Source organism: Tetragenococcus koreensis (genome assembly GCF_003795145.1).
GTDB classification, from domain to species: Bacteria; Bacillota; Bacilli; order Lactobacillales; family Enterococcaceae; genus Tetragenococcus; species Tetragenococcus koreensis.
Window position 1 is genome coordinate 2291546 of record NZ_CP027786.1, and the last position, 19817, is coordinate 2311362.

17 protein-coding genes are annotated in these 19817 nt (G+C 37.7%); 15 read left to right on the plus strand and 2 right to left on the minus strand.

Translation table 11 applies throughout. The annotated features are described in order from the left end of the window. Positions 1-116: 116 nt before the first annotated feature. Both C7K43_RS10985 and C7K43_RS10990 read left to right on the plus strand, forming a co-directional pair. Positions 117-1433 (plus strand): APC family permease, encoded by a 1317-nt coding sequence (locus tag C7K43_RS10985; protein ID WP_124006885.1) that lies wholly within the window; start codon positions 117-119, stop codon positions 1431-1433. 27 nt (positions 1434-1460) lie between these two features. Beyond that, positions 1461-2294, plus strand: coding sequence for a sugar phosphate isomerase/epimerase family protein (locus tag C7K43_RS10990; protein WP_124006886.1), 834 nt, complete (start codon positions 1461-1463; stop codon positions 2292-2294). Positions 2295-2452: 158 nt separating this feature from the next. On the opposite strand, the gene C7K43_RS10995 is transcribed toward C7K43_RS10990, so the two are convergent. Continuing rightward, positions 2453-3982: a flavocytochrome c gene (locus C7K43_RS10995; RefSeq protein ID WP_124006887.1), complete on the minus strand. Its 1530-nt coding sequence runs from the start codon at positions 3980-3982 to the stop codon at positions 2453-2455. 255 nt (positions 3983-4237) lie between these two features. Here C7K43_RS10995 and C7K43_RS11000 point away from each other — a divergent pair, with 255 nt between their 5' ends. From C7K43_RS11000 to C7K43_RS13645, 4 genes are all read left to right on the plus strand, one after another. Further along, entirely contained in the window at positions 4238-4468 is a 231-nt protein-coding gene (locus C7K43_RS11000) for a DUF1858 domain-containing protein (RefSeq protein WP_124006888.1), read from the plus strand. Between the two features lies 1 nt (position 4469). Continuing rightward, entirely contained in the window at positions 4470-5798 is a 1329-nt protein-coding gene (locus tag C7K43_RS11005; protein WP_124006889.1) for a DUF438 domain-containing protein, read from the plus strand. A 238-nt stretch (positions 5799-6036) separates the two neighbouring features. Continuing rightward, positions 6037-6768: a metal ABC transporter ATP-binding protein gene (locus C7K43_RS11010; RefSeq protein ID WP_124006890.1), complete on the plus strand. Its 732-nt coding sequence runs from the start codon at positions 6037-6039 to the stop codon at positions 6766-6768. Next, the gene (locus C7K43_RS13645) at positions 6761-8521 is read left to right on the plus strand and encodes a metal ABC transporter permease subunit (protein WP_124006891.1); all 1761 of its coding nucleotides are present in this window, start codon (positions 6761-6763) and stop codon (positions 8519-8521) included. Before C7K43_RS11010 ends, C7K43_RS13645 begins: the two co-directional genes overlap by 8 nt. 39 nt (positions 8522-8560) lie before the next feature. Here the strand turns inward: C7K43_RS13645 and C7K43_RS11020 are convergent, their stop codons facing one another. Continuing rightward, on the minus strand, positions 8561-9430 hold the full coding sequence (locus C7K43_RS11020) for a metallophosphoesterase (RefSeq protein ID WP_124006892.1): 870 nt from the start codon (positions 9428-9430) through the stop codon (positions 8561-8563). Positions 9431-9674: 244 nt separating this feature from the next. On the opposite strand from C7K43_RS11020, the gene C7K43_RS11025 reads away from it, so the two are divergent. The 9 genes from C7K43_RS11025 (at position 9675) to C7K43_RS11065 (ending at position 19647) form a co-directional block, all read left to right on the plus strand. Further along, complete coding sequence (locus tag C7K43_RS11025; protein ID WP_226996654.1) at positions 9675-10934, plus strand: transposase; 1260 nt, start codon at positions 9675-9677, stop codon at positions 10932-10934. Between the two features lie 474 nt (positions 10935-11408). Beyond that, entirely contained in the window at positions 11409-12179 is a 771-nt protein-coding gene (locus tag C7K43_RS11030; protein ID WP_124006893.1) for a TatD family hydrolase, read from the plus strand. Further along, positions 12176-12742 (plus strand): ribonuclease M5, encoded by a 567-nt coding sequence (gene rnmV, locus C7K43_RS11035; protein ID WP_124006894.1) that lies wholly within the window; start codon positions 12176-12178, stop codon positions 12740-12742. Before C7K43_RS11030 ends, rnmV begins: the two co-directional genes overlap by 4 nt. Then, positions 12739-13632 (plus strand): 16S rRNA (adenine(1518)-N(6)/adenine(1519)-N(6))-dimethyltransferase RsmA, encoded by an 894-nt coding sequence (gene rsmA, locus C7K43_RS11040; RefSeq protein WP_124006895.1) that lies wholly within the window; start codon positions 12739-12741, stop codon positions 13630-13632. Before rnmV ends, rsmA begins: the two co-directional genes overlap by 4 nt. Positions 13633-13720: 88 nt before the next feature. After that, positions 13721-14284 (plus strand): hypothetical protein, encoded by a 564-nt coding sequence (locus C7K43_RS11045; RefSeq protein ID WP_124006896.1) that lies wholly within the window; start codon positions 13721-13723, stop codon positions 14282-14284. A gap of 176 nt (positions 14285-14460) precedes the next feature. Beyond that, positions 14461-15684, plus strand: coding sequence for an MFS transporter (locus tag C7K43_RS11050; RefSeq protein ID WP_124006897.1), 1224 nt, complete (start codon positions 14461-14463; stop codon positions 15682-15684). A gap of 203 nt (positions 15685-15887) precedes the next feature. After that, positions 15888-16769 carry a shikimate dehydrogenase gene (locus C7K43_RS11055; protein WP_124006898.1) on the plus strand — a complete coding sequence of 294 codons (882 nt, stop codon included), beginning with the start codon at positions 15888-15890 and terminating at the stop codon, positions 16767-16769. Positions 16770-16975: 206 nt separating this feature from the next. Further along, complete coding sequence (locus C7K43_RS11060) at positions 16976-18145, plus strand: metal-dependent hydrolase family protein (protein ID WP_124006899.1); 1170 nt, start codon at positions 16976-16978, stop codon at positions 18143-18145. Between the two features lie 464 nt (positions 18146-18609). Next, positions 18610-19647: an aldose epimerase family protein gene (locus C7K43_RS11065; RefSeq protein WP_124006900.1), complete on the plus strand. Its 1038-nt coding sequence runs from the start codon at positions 18610-18612 to the stop codon at positions 19645-19647. The last annotated feature ends 170 nt before the right edge of the window (positions 19648-19817 follow it).

Consider the following 19817-nt stretch of genomic DNA (forward strand, 5'->3'; position numbering starts at 1 on the left):
AGCGAAAGCGAGGCGTAGTGTCCAAAATTCTCGAATCACTACGATTTAGCGACCATTGATAGTTTTATAAAAAATTCATTATACTTTTCTCAAAATAAAAATAAAGGAGTAATCATTTGGCGACAAATTCATTAAAAAAAGAAATTTCTTTTTCAGGCGCGTTATCTACTGTTATGGGTACTGTGATCGGCGCAGGCGTCTTTTTTAAGGCAGCCGCGGTTGTATCACATACGCAATCAGCAGGACTGACGTTATTTGCCTGGCTATTTGCGGGTTTTTTGACGATTTGTGGCGGCTTGACTGTAGCTGAACTAGCAACGGCCATTCCTAAAACAGGCGGACCTATTCGCTATATCGAAGTCACCTACGGCAAGTTGCCTTCCTTTTTACTAGGCTGGGCTCAAAGCATCATTTATTTTCCGGCAAATATCGCAGCTTTAAGTATTATTTTTGCGACGCAATTTATTCATCTTTTTCAATTAAATAATCAATTTTTAGTTCCGCTTGCCATGATTACTGCTGTAAGTGTGACTGGAATTAATTTATTAGGTACCAAAATTGCTGCAAACGTCCAATCTTTTACCCTTCTTATCAAACTATTACCGATTTTAGTGATTGTTGTCGCTGGACTTATTCAACCAGGGCAAGTTGAAGTGGGCGTGACTGATTTAAGCATTGGCGGAGATAATTCTTGGGCGTCAGGGTTTAGTGCAGCTTTGTTAGCAACATTGTTTGCTTATGATGGTTGGTTAAATGTCGGCAATATTGCGGGCGAAATGAAACAACCCGAAAAAGATTTACCCAAAGCCATTATTCTAGGATTAGGCTCAGTGGCCATCGTTTATTGGGTTATTAACTTTGTTTATTTAAAAACTTTACCAGCAGATCAAATTGCCGGAAATCTTAATGCCTCTTCTGACGTAGCTAACCAGTTATTTGGCAATTTGGGCGGTAGAATTGTGACGCTTGGTATTTTAATTTCCGTGTATGGTGCGTTAAATGGCTATACGATGACCGGAATTCGTGTACCTTTCGCGCTGGCTTTAAAAGATGAATTTCCTTTTAGTAAACACCTTAAGAAAATTTCACAAAAAACGAATATTCCATATATAGCAGCCATTGCACAATTAGTGATTGCTTGTATTATGATGACTTTAGGCACTTTTGATCTATTGACCGATATGTTGATTTTTGTCATGTGGTCATTTAGCATGTTACTTTTTGCGGCCGTTTTTATTTTAAGAAAACGTGCACCTGAGATGCATCGTCCATACAAAGTTCCACTATACCCGGTTGTTCCATTGATTGCCATGCTAGGTGGCGGTTTTATTTTAATTATGACTTTAATTACAACTCCTGGCTTAGCCCTTACAGGTATTGGTGTGACAGCGATCGGGATTCCTGTCTATTATTATATGAAGAAGAAAAAATAAAAAATTCAACAAAGGAGCTTGATTTTTATGTCAAAGGAGATGCCATTAACGATCAGTTCTTTGACACTAGGTTCAGATTGTCCATTTGAAAAAAGAGTGAGCGTTGCGGCACAAGCAGGGTATGAAGGAATCGGACTTACAGCTGAAGCTTATGTTGACGCATTAGCTGAAGGACTTACCGACAAGGATCTTTTACAAATTTTAGCTAAATATCAAATCAGTGTAGCAGAAGTGGAATGTATCCAAGGTTGGGCGGCAAACGAACGAACTTATGAAGAAAAATTCAAAGAACAAATTTGTTTTCACATGTGTCATTTATTTGGCGTAAAACAGGTGAATGTTGCGTTGATGGAGAATTATCCATTTGATAGGATTGCAGAAAAGTTAAAGGAACTATGTCAAAGGGCAGAAGAACTAATTGTTTCCGTAGAGCCCATGCCTTATAGTGGAATTCCTGACTTTGCTAGCGCCAAAGCACTCGTCAAAAAAGCTCAGGTAAATAATGCGCGCATACTTTTAGATGCTTGGCATTGGTTCCGAGCTGATCAAGGTTTGTCTGAGTTAACCGCCGAAGATGCTGAGTTAATTATTTCGATTCAATTAAATGATGCCTACAAGCGACCTTACGCGCCTACGGTTTTGCGTGAAGAAGCGATGCATGATCGTTTGGCACCTGGAGATGGCGATATTGATTTAGCTAATTTTATTGCTATGATTAAAAACGCTGGCGTAAATCCTTCGATTATTGGCATTGAAGTCGTCAGTGATAAATTATTAAATGAGGGCATTGAAGCGACTGCCAATCACACCTATGAACAAACCGCCCAGGTATTAAAAAAGTATTGGCCTGAGGCAATTTAAAAATAGCAAGCGCAAGTAAACATTCTTCAAGAAGAAAATAATTCTTGATGTGTACGCTGCGTTTGCTATTTTATTTGCTTTTACGGATGAAATTTCGTGCTTTTATTATCTGCCCTTTTGTTTAGTTCTTTTCGACTAATACTAAAGGAATTGCCTCTTTAGTTATTCTCTTGGGCAAATTTCGTTGCTTGTGTACCAGCTTGGCGACCAAAAATAACTATATCAGCCACTGCATTACCGCCAATGCGGTTGTTACCGTGTAATCCGCCAGTCAATTCACCAGCAGCGTACAAACCAGAAATTGCTTGATCCTCTTCATCTAGTACTTTAGTGTCTGTGTTAATTTTTACACCGCCCATGGTGTGATGAATACCAGGCGCGATTTTGATGGCGTAAAAAGGCCCTTCTGTTAAATCATAGTCCATCGCCGTTTCACGTCCAAAATCTGAATCCTCTTCGTTATCCACTGCTTCATTCCAAGAATCCAATGTTTCTGTTAAATTATCTGCGGGAACATCGATTTCTTGCGCTAATTCCTCGATCGTATCACCTGATTCGACAAATCCTTGCTCTTGATAAAAATCAACTTGTTTTGCCCGATTAGCTAAAGCATCGTCAAATATTAAATAAGCCCCTTCTTCTGGTAGATCAGTGATGGCATCTGATACTTTATCACGCGTTTCCATTTCATTGAAGAAACGTTCGCCTTTTTGATCAACTAAAATTGCGCCTTCGCCACGTACAGTTTCACTCACTAACGTTCCATCTTCTTGAATAACGGTAGGATGGACTTGGATTTGGTCCATATCAACCGTTTGCCCGCCTAATTCTTCGATCATTTTAATGCCATCGCCCGTGCTGCCTTCGGAGTTGGTACTTACATAGCCTTCTAAATCGGGACGATATTCTTCGATCATTTCTTCATTGGCACCATAACCGCCTGTTGTTACAGCAACAGCATCTGCGTCAATCGTCTGTTTATCACCGTTCACCTCAATTTCAACACCATTAACTTGACCGTTTTCTTCGTTGATTTTTGTCACATCGGTGTTTACAAAAATCGGAATATCATTTTCGTCTACGTTACGCAATAATCCTTCGACTAAATAACCACCAACTGCGGAACCATCTTCTGGTCGATGAATCCGTTGGACGCTGGCACCGCCGCTGTAACTAATATTGTTTAAAGTAATACCCATGTTATCGAGCCAATCAATCGCATCAGATGAATGATCAACGAAATAACGTAATAGCTCTTTATCATTTGTTTCTTGACCGCCTTCTAAGGTATCGTCATAAAAGGTGTCATTACTATCTTCGATATCTTCTGCTTCCTGAAATTTAGTTTCTGACGCATTCATACCTCCAGAAGATTTCGTTGTGTTACCACCTGCGACTGGTAACTTTTCTAAAATAACTGGATTAGCGCCATCTTCTTTGGCTTGAATAGCAGCAGACATTCCTGCGCCACCAGCCCCCACGATCACTACATCGTAATTGTCTTCTAATTCACTAGGATCGGCATACTCCTCTTGTTCTGAGGCACCTGAAGCCGCATCAGCGGATTCCTCCGTAGATTGATTTGTTGCTTCTGATGAACTTTCCACATTATCGGGAGTCGTTACGCCACAAGCACTGAATACAATTGTTGATGAAAGTACCAACAAACTGTTAACAAGTTTTTTCATAAAATTTTTCCTCCTTTTATAATTACCAACAACAAGTATAAAATATCACAAACGAAAAATATAGTGTTTTGTGCAAATAAATATAAGAGAGAACTGTATTTTTTCTGTTATCTAAGATAGTAAACAGCTGCCTATCAACTTTTTAAGTCTAAAGAGGCTTTTTTGTTAAAAATCATCAGTCGAACCAGTGAATAATTGTACAGGTTAAGGTATAATTAAGTTAATTGAGAATCATTCTTAGTCAGAGGTGAAAAAATGATGGAAATTGATTTTTCTAAAAATTTAGCGACTTTAGTCAAAGAATATCCAGTCACAAAGGAAATTATGACGGAGTTAGGCTTTGCAGATATTAATAAACCCGGTATGTTACAAACGGCAGGACGATATATGACAATTCCCAAGGGTGCCAAAATGAAAAAAATTCCGTTAGAGATAGTGATTGAAGCATTTGAAGCGCGTGGTTTTGAAGTAAAAGGGGTAGAATGAAATGGCACGGACAAAAGAAGAACGTAAAAAACGAATTGTAGAAATTCTATCGATGCTGCACGAAGAAGGGACATTTGAAGAGGCCAAACGTTTGTTTAACGAAGAATTTGATGGTGTGGATGTGACGGAAATTACTTCAGCAGAAAAGTCATTGATTCAAGGCGGATTAAAACCAGAAGAGATCCAAAAATTGTGTAATATTCATGCATCCGTTTTCAAAGGGTCCATTAATGATATTCATAAATCTGATGCAGCTTACGGACAGCCAGGACATCCGGTTCATACATTGAAATTGGAAAATCAAGTATTACAATCATTGGTTACCGATGAAATTGATGATCTAATGAAAAAAATCGGCAAAGGAGACTGGCAGAAAAAAGAACGGTTGATTGCAGCACTGAAAGACCTCAAACAAATGGATAAACACTATGCTCGTAAAGAAACGCTAATCTTTTCTTATATGGAAAAATACGGCATAACTGCGCCTCCTCAAGTCATGTGGGGTGTTGATGATGAGATCCGAGAGCTAATAAAAGATGTCCTTGTTTATGCCGAAAACCCGCGTGCTGCGTTTAATCCACTTTCGGAAAAATGGGAAGCTGCTAAACATGAAATCGAAGAAATGATTTTTAAAGAAGAAGAAATTATGACACCGATGACACTAGATGTTTTTAGTTTAAAAGATTGGGAAAATATTGCTGAAGATAGCTATGATATTGGTTTTGCTTTTATTCCCGCACCCCTTGGCTGGCAAGCTGGGCCTAGTGATCTGGCAAAAGAAAAAGAACGTGAAGTACAAAGACAAGCAGCCATCCAACAGGCTAAAGAAACAACAGACGGGATTGCAGAAGGTTTAGCAAATGCCCAAGTACAAGAAGTAGAAGAATACGATTGGCAAACTGTTGATTCAAAAGATACAGTGGTGCTTCCTACAGGGATTTTACAACTAGAACAGTTACTAGCAATCTTTGAAGTGTTGCCCGTAGATTTAACTTTTGTTGATCATAATGACCGCGTCCGTTTTTTCTCAGAAGGAAAAAAACGCGTTTTTCCACGTACAAAGTCAATTATTGGTAGAGAAGTGGTGAACTGTCATCCGCCAAAAAGTATGCATATCGTCGAAAAAATCTTAACCGATTTTCATTCAGGAGAAAACGATACTGCAGATTTTTGGATTGATATCAATGAACGCAAAATCTATATTCGCTACTTTGCTTTAAAAAATCAAGAAAACCAATATCTCGGTTGCTTAGAAGTGACCCAAGATATCACGGATATCCAAAAAATTTCCGGCCAAAATCGATTACTAGAAGGCTTTACAAAAGATTAAATGCATAACAGCACGTATGGATTTCTGCAAAGTGATCTCCATACGTGCTTTTTATTTTTTGCCATTATTTAAAAAATTTCTGTCAATAATTGTAAAAGAGTTTAAATCAGCATTCATTCGTTTCAAAAATGACAAAAAACAAGTATTTTCTATTGCATAAAATAAAAGGAAATTATATAATGGGCTTAAAGATAAAGTTAGGTACACCTAAAAAGCATTAGATAGATGGAGGAAGACTATGATAGCATTTGATAATATATCTGCCAGCTACGATGGTGTTCATCAAGCAGTAGAAGATGTGACATTTACAGTTGATAAACCGGCGATTGTTGGTATTATCGGACCTAATGGTGCTGGAAAATCAACTTTTATTAAGTCCGCTTTGCATTTGATTGACGGAGGCGGATCAACTACAGTAGATGGAAAACCATTACAAAAAAGGAAAAAAGAAGTCGCTTATGTGGAACAAAAAAGCGATATCGATTATACATTTCCTATTACTGTTGGGGAATGTGTTTCATTGGGGCTATACCCAGAAAAGCAATTTTTTCAACGGATAACAAAAGAAGATTGGCAAAAAGTGGATCATGCGTTAGCTTTAGTTAAAATGGAAGAATTTAAGGATCGTCAAATTGGCGAATTATCGGGCGGTCAATTCCAACGGATCTTAATTGCTCGTACATTTGTTCAAGATGCGACTTTCATTTTCTTAGATGAACCTTTTGTGGGAATTGACGCGACTAGCGAACAAATTATCATGGAATTATTGAGCGGTTTTAAAAAAGAAGGTAAAGCGATATTCATCGTTCACCATGATTTGAGTAAAGTAGAAAGATACTTTGATGAACTCGTCATTTTAAATAAAAAATTGATTGCCAAAGGGCCGACGGATGAAACCTTTACGAAAGCGAACTTACAAGAGGCTTTTGGTGACACTATTTTCGTTGGAGGAGGTCAGGTAAATGATTAGTGATTTTATTGAAGGATTAATGGATTATCATTTCTTGCAAAATGCTTTAGTGACCTCAGTTGCCATTGGTATAGTCGCAGGTGTGGTTGGTTGTTTTATTATTTTAAGAGGGATGTCTTTAATGGGCGATGCCATTTCTCACGCGGTTTTACCGGGTGTGGCGTTATCTTTTATTTTAGGGATTCATTACTTTGCAGGTGCTGTTGTATTTGGGGTTCTAGCTTCGATCCTGATTACCTATATTTCGCAAAATAGTACGATCAAAAGTGATACAGCCATTGGGATCACATTTAGTTCATTCCTGGCTTTAGGGGTTATTTTGATTGGTGTAGCAAACAGCTCGACGGATTTATTTCATATTTTATTTGGGAACGTTCTAGCTGTACAAGATGTAGATAAATGGCTAACCATTGGTATTGCTCTATTTGTAATTGCTGCAATTATTATTTTTTACCGCCCGCTTTTAATCACTTCGTTTGATCCTAATATGGCCAAAGCTTTTGGTATGCGGGTGCAAGTGTATCATTACTTACTGATGATTTTATTAACCTTAGTTTCGGTTACGGCGATGCAAAGTGTCGGAACAATCTTAATTGTTGCACTTTTGGTAACGCCAGCAGCAACCGCTTATCTTTATACTAAACGGTTAAAAACCATGATTGTGTTATCAGCCATTTTAGGTGGCATTTCTTCAGTACTGGGGCTTTTTATTGGCTATAGCTTTAATATTGCAGCTGGTTCTAGTATCGTATTAACAGCAGCCTTTATGTTTGTCATTGGATTTTTCTTATCGCCTAAACAACGAATTCAACACGGCAAAAGAAGTTATTTCATTGTGGCGCTGGTAGTGGCATTATTTGCTGGAGGTATTGGTTTTTATGCCCACCAACAATCTAGTGGAGAAGACAGCGACAAGTTAGATGTGGTAGTAACAAACTCCATTATAAATGATATGACAAAAGAAATCGCAGGAGATCGTATCGACTTACACAGCATTGTTCCTGTCGGAAGAGATCCTCATGATTACGAACCACTACCTGAAGATGTCGAAGAATCAACAGAGGCTGATTTAATTTTCTATAACGGCTTGAACTTAGAAACAGGCGGTAACGCTTGGTTTACTAATTTAATGGATAATGCAGACAAAGAAGATAATGAAGATTACTTTGCAGTAAGTCAGGGCGTTGAGCCGCTTTACCTAGAAGAAGGGGAAGACCAAGATCAACAAGATCCCCATGCTTGGATGAGCCTGGAAAACGGAATGACTTATGCTAAAAATATCGAAAAACATCTTAGTGAAAAAGATCCACAAAATGCGGATTATTATGAAGAAAACTTAGATAGTTATCTAGATGAACTAGAAGAGTTGGATCAAGAAGCTAAAGATAAATTCAGTGATATTCCTGAAGATGAAAAACTACTTGTAACAAGCGAAGGTGCTTTTAAATATTTCTCCCAAGCGTATGATGTACCTGCTTCTTATATTTGGGAAATCAATACCGAAGAAGAAGGTACGCCTGAACAAACAAAAAGAGTGGTCGACCAACTTGAAGATACGAATGTAAAATCTTTGTTTGTTGAAACGAGTGTCAATCCTAGTCCAATGCAAAGTGTTTCTCAAGATTCTGGTATTCCGATTTATTCTGAGATATTTACAGACTCAGTAGCTGAACCTGGAGAAGAGGGAGATAGTTATTATGCGATGATGAAATGGAACATCGATAAAATTCATGAAGGTTTAACGCAAGAATAGAAAAATTCCATGAGATCAATTCTATTGATTTCATGGAATTTATTTTTTTTGTTTTGCTTCCGCTGGGCTTTTGGCTAAATGATAATAAATAATTTCTGGAGGCACGCCAAAACGCACCGGTAGCATAGATGTTCCGATCCCATTACTAATCGAAAGCAAAGTTTTTTTAGCTAAGAGATATAACCCATGGGTGTAAGTTAATGAACCTTTGATTTTATAAAAAAGGAAAGGCAGACGAATTTGTCCGCCATGACTGTGTCCGGCTAGAATTAAATCAAAATCTTTAATATTTTCAGTATCTAATACGGCATCAGGTTCATGCACTAAAAGCAGATGCCATTCGGCTAAGGTACGCTCAAAACGAAACTGCGGCTCACCGTTTAAGCAATCATCCATTCCAGCAATGTTAATTGAAACGTCATCATTTGAACCAAAGATTTCTTCGTTTTCCAAAACGGTAAAACCACCTTGGCTTAATACTTCTTTGACAAAATAATAACCTTCCCCGCGATAATCATGGTTACCTAAGATCGCAATTTTTCCCATAGGCGCAGTCATTTTGTTCAATTTCTCAATTAGCCGCTGAGTTTCTTTAGTGGGCCATTTTTCATAATTATCAATTAAATCGCCTGTAAAAACAATTAAATCAGGAGCAACATCCATAATAGAACGAATGACACGATTGATTCGTTGAGGTTTAAAGCTGCGAGAGAAGTGAAAATCGCTTAAGTGACAAATAATGATGTTAGAATCTTGTTCGTAAAGGTCGAAGGCATTGGAAATGTCCAATACTTTTTTTTTATTTTTTTTAATAAAATAATGTTTTTCTTTTAAACGGCGCGGTTCAACGAAGACCATGTAAAAGATCAGACAAAAAATAAGGAATAAAATTCCTAAAATAATGTACATTTAATCGGTCTCCTTTGCCATTTTTTTAACACAACTATACATACTATATAGAATAGTGGAATTATCGGAAAAATGCAATCGAACAAAAAGTTTTTCTTTCATTTATATTCGAATCAATTTCATAATTCATTGCCTTGTTAAATCCTTGATATGACAATACGTTCAAAAAACACAAAAAAGGAACCTCCCCATATGGTACACTTAGGTTGTCCTAGACAGACAAGTACGCCAGGAGGGATTCCTTATGTCTATTATACAACAACCAACTTTATTTGACATCGATTATTTAGAAAAATTGGATATTCAGGAGAAGTATAAAGAAATTTTCTCCCCAATCGATTGGACAAAAGTGTTAGATTTATTTCAAAAAGATACGAAAGTCGGACCGTCTATTACCGTCAATTATGAAGCGGTGCTCCGTTCCTTAATGGCACGGATTGATCAGAAAATTCCTACACAAAAAGCCTTGATTCAACGTTTGAAAAGTGATTTACGTTTGAAACTAAGCGTCGGTTTTCTTTATTCTGAACCCATTCCTTCAGAAGCCACCTATTCGCGAGTGATGGCGATTTTGGCAAACCATCTTTCTGTTTTGGAAAGGATAAACCAGCAATTACTCCAACTCATTCATGAAGAGTTGGACATTTTTACAGAGAATGTGGCGATTGATGTGACTTCGATCGAAGCACGGACAAAGCCTGTAAAAACAGATAATCCAAAGCTCCCATCGACTGAAGCACAACGAAGCATGACCACAGAAGCCATTCTTGAGACCCTACCTTCTTATGCTTCATGGGGCGTGAAGAAAAATAGTCAAGGCAAGAATTATTTTTGGTTTGGCTATAAAGGGACACTCGCTGTTTCTACGAAAAGCCAATATATTTTAAACATGCATATCGCTTCTGCTTTTGCTTCAGATGTTACTTTAGCGATTCCCACCATTCGCAAGGTGGCAGAAGCGTTAAGAATGGAAAAAGAGGCCCCTTATCTCTCTTTAGATAAAGGCTATGACGCCAAAGAAATCTATCAGGAATGTCACGCCTTAGATATCGAACCCATCATTCCATTAAAACGAATAGCGAAAAACGATGGCGAAGTAGACGCTCACTACGCACCGACCTGTCTGCTTGAATATGGTTATAAATATGACAGTTATGATAAAAGATATGGGGCGTTGAAATATGCTCGACCCGAAAAATATTGTAGAGATTGTCCACTACAGCACGAAGGACTTTGCCAAAAAGTCATCAAAGTCAAACAAATGAATGACCCAAGAAAGTATAATCATCCAGCTCGAGGAACGCGTGCCTGGCAACGGAAATACAATGAGCGAAGCAGTGTCGAACGCGTTAATGGTTATTTAAAAGAAAATTACCAGCTAGACAATACCCGTTTTTATCAACCCAGTCATGCGATTGCTTTTTATCACTTGATCCAGCTCACTTATAATGCACGAAACTTTGCCAATCAACGTGTCGCTAAGACAACGAAGAAAAAGAAATAGTCATAGAATTTCGAAAAAATCACACAATTCGAAATTGGATGAGTGTTTGCTTTTTTGGAAAAGTGAATTATGAAATTGGTTCATTCAGAATGTTAGCCAAAAACTCTTTGTTCTAAAAATAATGAAAATATGCTAGGATATATAAGGAGTTGAAACAGTTTCCTTTATTTAAAAGAAACGGTTTGGATGAATAAAGAAAATGGAATCTTTTTATCAAAACTCATATTACGAATAATAAAATGCAAAATTATTATCCGAAATTTGAATGTCGGATAATAAAGCCCACGACTTTTATTCGAAAATACAAATAAAACAGTAAAAGTGAACCAAAATAGTTAATAACGGAGAAAGAATCAAGTAAGCCTTATCCAAGTATTAAATCACGGATAATAAAGCAGTGAACGATTATCCGAAAAACAAATCACGGATAATGAATCAACAAGCTTTTGTCCGAGAAACAAGGAGGAAAATTTTGTGATTTTTGATACACATACGCATTTAAACGCCGAAGAATTTTCCGGCATCGAAGCAGAAACCATCGAACATGCCAAAGAATTAGGAGTTAGTGAAATGGCAGTGGTTGGATTTGATTATCCGACCATCGAGAAAACCCAAAAGTTAAGCCAAGAGTATGAAAATATTTATAGCATCGTCGGCTGGCATCCCACCGAAGCCGGAAGCTATACAAAAGAAGTCGAAAATTATCTACAGGAAGAATTAACCAAGTCTAAAGTTGTTGCCTTAGGAGAAATTGGTTTGGACTATCATTGGATGGACGATCCCAAAGATGTGCAAGAAAAGGTATTTCGCCGGCAAATCGCTATGGCACGCGAAATGCAGCTGCCATTTAGTGTACACAATCGAGATGCGATGGAAGACACTTACCGGATTTTAAAAGATGAAAAGATCCACGACATCGGCGGCATTATGCATAGTTTCAATGGCGATTATGAATGGGCGCAACGATTTTTAGATTTAGGTATGCACTTGTCTTATAGCGGCGTCGTTACTTTCAAAAAGACACTTGATGTACAAGAAGCGGCTAAAAAAATGCCATTTGATCGGATGCTAGTAGAAACGGATGCGCCTTATTTAGCACCTGTTCCTTATCGTGGCAAGCAAAACGAGCCCGGCTATACGCGTTATGTCGTGGAAAAAATTGCAGAATTAAAAGACCTCAGTGTTGAAGAAGTGGCTGCACAGACCACTACGAATGCGCATCGACTGTTTGGTATTAACCAATGAATGGAGGAAAAATAGAAGAAGTCATTGTCGTTGAAGGTAAAGATGATACGAGACGGCTCCAGGAGGTATTCCCGGTTGATACAATTGAAACGATTGGTTCTGCGATTAACGAAGAAATCATTGAGCGTATTATCCATGCGCAAGAAACTCGCGGCGTGATCGTTTTTACTGATCCTGATTACTCGGGTGAAAAAATTCGTAAAATCATCATGAATGAAGTGCCCGACGCTAAGCATGCTTTTTTACCGCGTGATAAAGCACGAGGCAAAAGAAAATATGCTAGTTTAGGAGTGGAGCATGCTAGTGATGAAGCGATTTTAGCAGCACTAGAGCACGTGGTAACACCAACGAAAGAACAAGATGTACCCAAAATCCCACGACAATCTTTACTCAATTACGGTCTACTAGGTGGAAAGCAAGCGAAAAGACGTCGTGAATTATTGGGAGATGAACTGCGAATTGGCTATACCAACGGCAAACAACTTGAAAAGCGTTTAGCGATGTTTCGCATTACTGAAGAAGAACTAGAAAAAGCCATGAAAATCGTGGAGGAAAATTTGTGAAAGATAAAAGAGAAATTGCGGTACCCTCAAAAACCAAAGAAATTTTAGCTAAACACGGACTTACCTTGAAAAAAAGTTTGGGGCAAAATTTCTTAACCGAGCCCAATATTTTGCATAAAATCGTACAGACGGCAGATGTCACGAAAGAAACGAACATCATCGAAGTAGGTCCTGGGATTGGTGCTTTGACTGAACACTTAGCGCAAAATGCGGCGCAAGTATTGGCCTTTGAAATTGATGAGCGGCTGATTACCGTTTTAGCTGATACCTTACAAGAGTTTACGAATGTAACGATCCGCCATCAAGATGTCTTACAAACGGATTTAGTAAAAGTAACGGATGAAGCTTTTTTTGAAAATTTGCCGATTAAAGTCGTCGCTAATTTACCTTATTATATTACTACACCTATTATGATGCATTTTTTGGAATCGACACTTCCAGTAGCTGAAATGATTGTGATGATCCAAAAAGAAGTCGCAGAACGCATCAACGCTAAACCTGGGACTAAAGCTTACGGTTCTTTATCCATTGCGGTGCAGTATTATATGGAAACAGAAATTTCATTCATTGTTCCTAAAACCGTTTTTGTACCACAACCTAAGGTGGATTCAGCAATCTTGAAGCTGACGCGCCGCAGACAACCAAAAGTTCAGGTAAGCAATGAAAAAGCCTTTTTTAGATTAACCAAAGCCGCTTTTCAATTGCGCCGTAAAACTTTATGGAACAACTTGCAGCATACTTATGGGAAAGATCCTGCAACGAAAGCCTGGTTGCAAGAAAGTTTGGAACAAGCTGAAATCGATCCTTCTCGCCGTGGCGAAACCTTGTCACTAGAAGAATTTGCTTGTTTAAGTAATAAAATGGAAGAAAACGCAGTGGATACGCAATAAAAACACGATCTGTCTTGACAGGTCGTGTTTTTGTCGGTAAACTTAAGCTCAATCTAAGGTGTCAAGACACCCTGTGAGGAGACCGAAAATGAAAAAGAATTCTATCCACCAACTAACGCTTTCAGCTTTATTAATTGCATTAGGTGTACTAATTCCGCTTGTTATGCCGCGCATTGTTATTGGTCCGGCATCATTTACGTTAGCGAGTCATGTACCGTTATTTGTGGCCATGTTTTTTTCACCTCGTATGGCAATCACCGTTGCTTTAGGAACGGCATTTGGCTTTTTACTAACTGCACCTTTCATTATTGCATTACGAGCACTTTCCCATCTAGTTTTTGCTGTTTTAGGAGCTTATTATTTACAAAAACGACCACAAATTGTGAATCAGCCCAAAAAATTTCAATTGTATAATCTCGTCATTGCGATTATTCATGCGGCAGTTGAAGTGTTAGTCGTTGCCGGCTTTTTCCTTTTAGGCGGCAGTCCGCAAGTAAGCTATGATCATTCGATGTTTACGTTATTATTTGGTTTTATAGGAGTGGGCGGTGTTATCCATAGTTTGATCGATTATAATATCGCCTTTTTTGTTGTTAAAACGCTCAGTAAAGCCTATGCTGTGCCTGTATTTAAGAAGGCAAAAGAAGGTTAAAAAACCATATTCGAAAAGCAAAAAGGATATTGCAGTTCTGTTATTTTCTATATGACAGTTCTGCTTTTTTTGATAAGTATAATTTATCAATCTTCATTAAAAAAATTATTTGTATTCTACGGAGAAATCGCTTATTATTATAGTGAAAAACATCACAAAATAAAAAGAGGTTTCATATGCAGAAAAAAAGCTATCATTTATTAGTTGCTAGTCTTTATTTTAATTATATCTTTCAAGGGATGGCTGCGATCATTCTTTCACAAAATATGAATGAACTAAAGGTCTTTTGGCAAGCCACCACCAGCCAGGTTACTTTGGTGATGAGCGCGATTGGTTTAGGTAGAGTATTAGTCTTGTACTTTTCTGGCTATTTTTCAGATCACTTTGGGCGCAAGAAAACCGTCATTATTGCTATTGTATCCTATGCTATTTTCTTTTTGGGCTTATTACTGAGTCGTAATTACCTTGGGGCAGCTTTTTTTGCCCTTTTTGGTGGCGTCAGCAACGCCTTTTTAGATACGAGTACATATCCGACGTTAATGGAAGCTTATCCTAACCAAAGAGTGAATAGTTCATTAAGCGTTTTGAACAAAGCATTTATCTCAACAGGACAGTTTATTTTACCGTTTCTGACCCGTTTTCTTATCCAAAGAGGGCTATTTTTCGGCTGGACGTTTATTTTATGTGCCATCTGTCTTTTAGCAAATATGATTCTTTTGATTTCTTTGAGTTTTCCGCCATTAAGTACAAGAGAAGTACCTACTAATAATGATGAAAGGACATTTTATAAACCAACGAATCATGGAATATTTCGTTTAGATGGCACTGCTCTATTGGTTTTTTCTTTCGTCTCTGTTTCGATCTTTAATATATTTATTTTATGGATTCCGCAATTTGTCGAGGAAGCTGGAATTACCACTCATGAAAACAGTTTGATGTTTGTCAGCATTTACAGCGCGGGCTCGTTTATTTCGGTGTTTTTAACTTCTGCCATTGTAAAAAATGGCGTTCATATCCCTAAATTCATTTTATTTTGCTTGATCGTTTCGGCCAGCGCGCTATTTATGATGCTAGTATATCCAGTTTTTATTTCCGTATTCATCGCTTCGATTCTTATTGGCCTATTTGCCGCAGGGGGCATTTGGCAATTAGGATTGATGTTGATGCTAGAAATGTTTCCCGTCTATAAGGGAAAGTGTACTAGTTATTATTCGCTAGCAACCGCCATTGGGATCATGGTGATTCCTTACATCACAGGAAATTTAAATGATCTTTTGGGAATAAATGCTATTTTTTGGTTCAATTTTCTGTTAGTTTTGATCGGCTTGTGTGCCGCGCTTATGATCACTATGCGGTACAATAAATTGTTCAAAAAAACAGAAGAGACTGTCATTCTATAAATAGAATTTATTGATTATTTAAAAAACAAGCATTAGACGTTATAGATCACGTTACTTATAATAGGTTTGTAGAGATTGTATGATTGATAAGGTCGTTTGTGAACAATTGCGCAAATAATCTTATTATAAACAATTTGAAATAGCGCTGGGAGTACGAACAGTGTACCTTCAACGTAAATAAAAAAATGAAGGAGATTATAAACATGACAGAAAGATTAACTGGCCATTCGTTGTTAATTAGCTTGATCGCAACGCCCATACGACACAGTATGTCTCCTACCATGCATAATGAAGCATTTGCCAAATTAGGTTTAGACTATGCTTATTTGGCATTTGAAGTGGGAAATGAAACATTAAAAGAAGCGGTGGATGGGATTCGTGCTTTGGGCATTAGAGGTTCCAATGTTTCCATGCCGAATAAACAAAAAATTATCCCTTATTTAGATGAAATTGCTCCTGAGGCTGAATTAATCGGCGCGGTAAATACAGTAACCAATAAAGATGGCAAGGGCCATTTAGTGGGCTATTGTACAGATGGGACAGGTGCGATGCAAGCTTTAGTTGATGAAGCAGTCATGGTGAAAGATCAAATTGTTACGCTGAGTGGAGCAGGAGGCGCCGGCACAGCAATTGCCATTCAAGGAGCTTTCGATGGAATAAAAGAATTGCGTATTTTTAATATTAAAGATGAACATTATGACAATGCCAAAGCGACTGTAGATAAAATTAACGAAAATACGAATTGTCAAGCGACCTTGACTGATTTGGCTGATCAAGATGCGTTTAAACAATCCATTGCTGAAAGTTCAATTTACATTGATGCCACAAGTGTTGGCATGAAGCCATTAGAAGATCAAAGCTTAATTGATGAGCCAGCAGTGATCCGTCCAGACTTAGTGGTGCTTGATATTTGTTACGCACCAAGAGAAACGAAATTATTGAGCTTTGCTAGAAAACACGGCGCAAAAAAAGCGATCAATGGCATTGGCATGATGATCCATCAAGGCGCTGCAGCTTTTCAACTGTTTACCGGAGAAGATATGCCCGTAGATTATATTAAAGAATTACTATTTTCCGAAGAATAATGAGTGAATGCAAATCATCCATTAAGAGCGATGAATTTCAACTAGTTGAGATTTATCGCTATTTTGCGTTTAAATTAAAAAGATGGGCTTTACTTTATCCATAGAAATCGAATCGTTTTAATTTTAAGAAAATTCTCAATTAAACTTTACAATTGATTAAAACAGGTTTACCATTTTTTTAATGCAAATAGAAAGAAGACTGATTTATGACCAAAACACTATATAAAAACGCACAGGTATTTACCGGGAAAAATGAAGAATTTACAGCAGGTTTCAATTTTGTAGTTGATGATGAGACTGGCACTTTTACTCAAGATGAACAAGTTGATCAAACAGTTGATCTTGCTGGTCAATATGTTATGCCAGGAATGATTAACGCACATACTCATATCGTTGCTGATCCTTATGCCAAAATAGCGCAATTAGGATCACCAGACGCGACGGCTCCAACGGCTACTTTCTTAGCTTTAAGCAATTTACAAAAATTGTTGGCCGATGGCGTCACTTATATTCGCGACGTTGGTTCCGTTGCTGATGTAGATCTAGAACTGGCTGCTCTTGAAAGACAAGGAGATTTATTTGCACCAGGAATTATTGCTTCAGGCTCGCCATTGACGATGACAGGGGGTCACTTCAGCGAAGCAGCTTATGAAGTTGATGGGGTCGATGAAGTCAGAAAATATGCACGTGTTTTACTGAAAAAAGGCGTTGACAATATTAAACTGATGGCTACCGGGGGTGTATCCTTTAACGGGGAGACACCCCACGATATACAGCTGACTGAACCAGAATTAAAAGCTGCAGTCGAAGAAGCACATCATAAAGGCCGGACTGCTAATGCGCACGCCCAGGGAACAGTAGGTATACAAAACGCGCTTCGTGCAGGAGTGGACTCAGTTGAACATGCTGTTTATTTAGATGATGAAACGATTGATATGTTTTTACAAAAGGGCACGTATATTGTTCCCACATTAGCTGCACCTTGGGCCATTAACCAAAATACTGAACAGCTGCCTGATTTTATGGTCGAAAAATCTTTAGGCCTTGAAAAAGCGCACATCAAAAGTATTGGTAAAGCCGCTCAAGCAGGCGTGAAATTAGCAATGGGAACGGACTCGGGCACCGCTTTTAATAATTTTGACAAAAATTCTTCATTAGAATTGGAATTAATGGTAAATGCGGGCGCTACAAATTTACAAGTATTACAAGCAGCAACGATAAACGCGGCTAATTTATTACAAGTGGCCGATCGGGCGGGTACGATTGAGCCCAATAAGTTTGCTGATTTTATTGTTTTAGCTGACAATCCGCTAGCAGATATCAAAGCAATTCAAAAAGAAAAGACGGTTTACAAAAAGGGAAAAGAAGTAAAATGAAAATATAAAGCACTGAGTGTAAAATTTATTTGAATAGGGAAAAATCGCCTTTATCTTTAGAGACTGTCACAGCCTAATGATAAAGGCGATTTTAATGGAGAAAGACATGAAGAGAGAATCAAAGAAACAACCCCTGTCTTTGACTTAACAGGGATTGTTTTTCAATCCCCATATTTGCCTTTCTTTAACCGATTCTCTTATATTTTTCCTTTTCCCCTTAATAACTAGGAAGACTTTTTCCGATTCCTTCTTATCATAGTCAGCCAACTAGCCTTTCACCCTCTGTCTTTACACGAACAGAAAGTATTCCTAGGTTGTCAAAACGGGGACTTTAACTCATAATAGTCAGTGTAAGGTGAAATGACTACTTAGCAACAACAAAAGGTCGCTAAGGAATGGTTTATAGGATTCTCCAAAAAATAGGAAGATTAAAATCCTAAATCTAATAGGCAGGACAGAAATAGATGCAAACAGAAAAATTTGGCGTTACTAAAGACGGACAAGAAGCTTTTTTGTACACATTTGAAAACGATAACAAAATGAAAATGACTGTGAGTAATATTGGGGCAGTTTTAACTAATCTTTGGGTGCCAGATAAAGAGGGCAACTTAAGAGATGTTGTTTTGGGTTATGATACTGTCGCAGCCTATGAAAATAATAGTGATACTCATTTTGGCGCAACAATAGGACGTAGTGCAAATCGTACAGAAAATGCTAGATTTGAGTTACGGGATAAAAAGTACAAATTAGCAAAGAATGATGGTAAGAATAATTTGCACAGTGGTCCCAATGGTTATCAGCTGAGAATTTGGACGGTGAAAAAAATAGATGACACAAATCATTCCATTACTTTTTCACTTGTTAGCTCTGATGGAGACCAAGGCTATCCAGGAGAATTACATTTAGACGTGACCTATCAGCTACAAGAAAATGGAATAAAGATTACCTACCATGGAGTTTCTAATGAAGATACTATTTTTAATCCAACGAATCATAGTTATTTTAATCTAAATGGTCATGCAAGTGGCGATGTTTCAGAACATAAATTACAATTAAAAGCAAAAGCTTTTACCCCAGTAAAAGACAACCATTCAATTCCAACGGGTGAGGTATCGACAGTCGAAGATACACCAATGGATTTCAGGCAAGAGAAAACCATTGGCAGCGATATCGAGGAAGAATATGATCAGTTGATCTATGCTAAGGGCTATGATCATAATTTTGTCTTAGAAGAAACGGAAAAATTTGCTAAATTAACTGGCAACCAAAGTGGCATTACAATGCAAGCTGAAACAAATATGCCCGGAGTTCAAATATATACAGGGAATTTTTTAGATCATGTTTTAGGGAAAGACGGGGCTGTTTATCCAACCCGTGCAGGAGTTTGTTTGGAAACGCAATATTTTCCTAATGCAGTAAACGAAGAAAATTTTGTTACTCCTTTATTGGAGAAAAATAAAAAGACGGCGTATTGGACACGTTACTTTTTTTCTTTAACATAGGTCCGCTTAAAACCTTCCAAATAGGTTTGGGAGGTTTTTATGATGATTAGAGGAATTTTTCTCTGTTATATTTATACAGTTCTATGCGTGATCATTCACCGAATTCATTTAATTAAAATAAAAAATTTATTGAAAAACTGGAGTAACAAACGTATCATAGAACTGGTTAA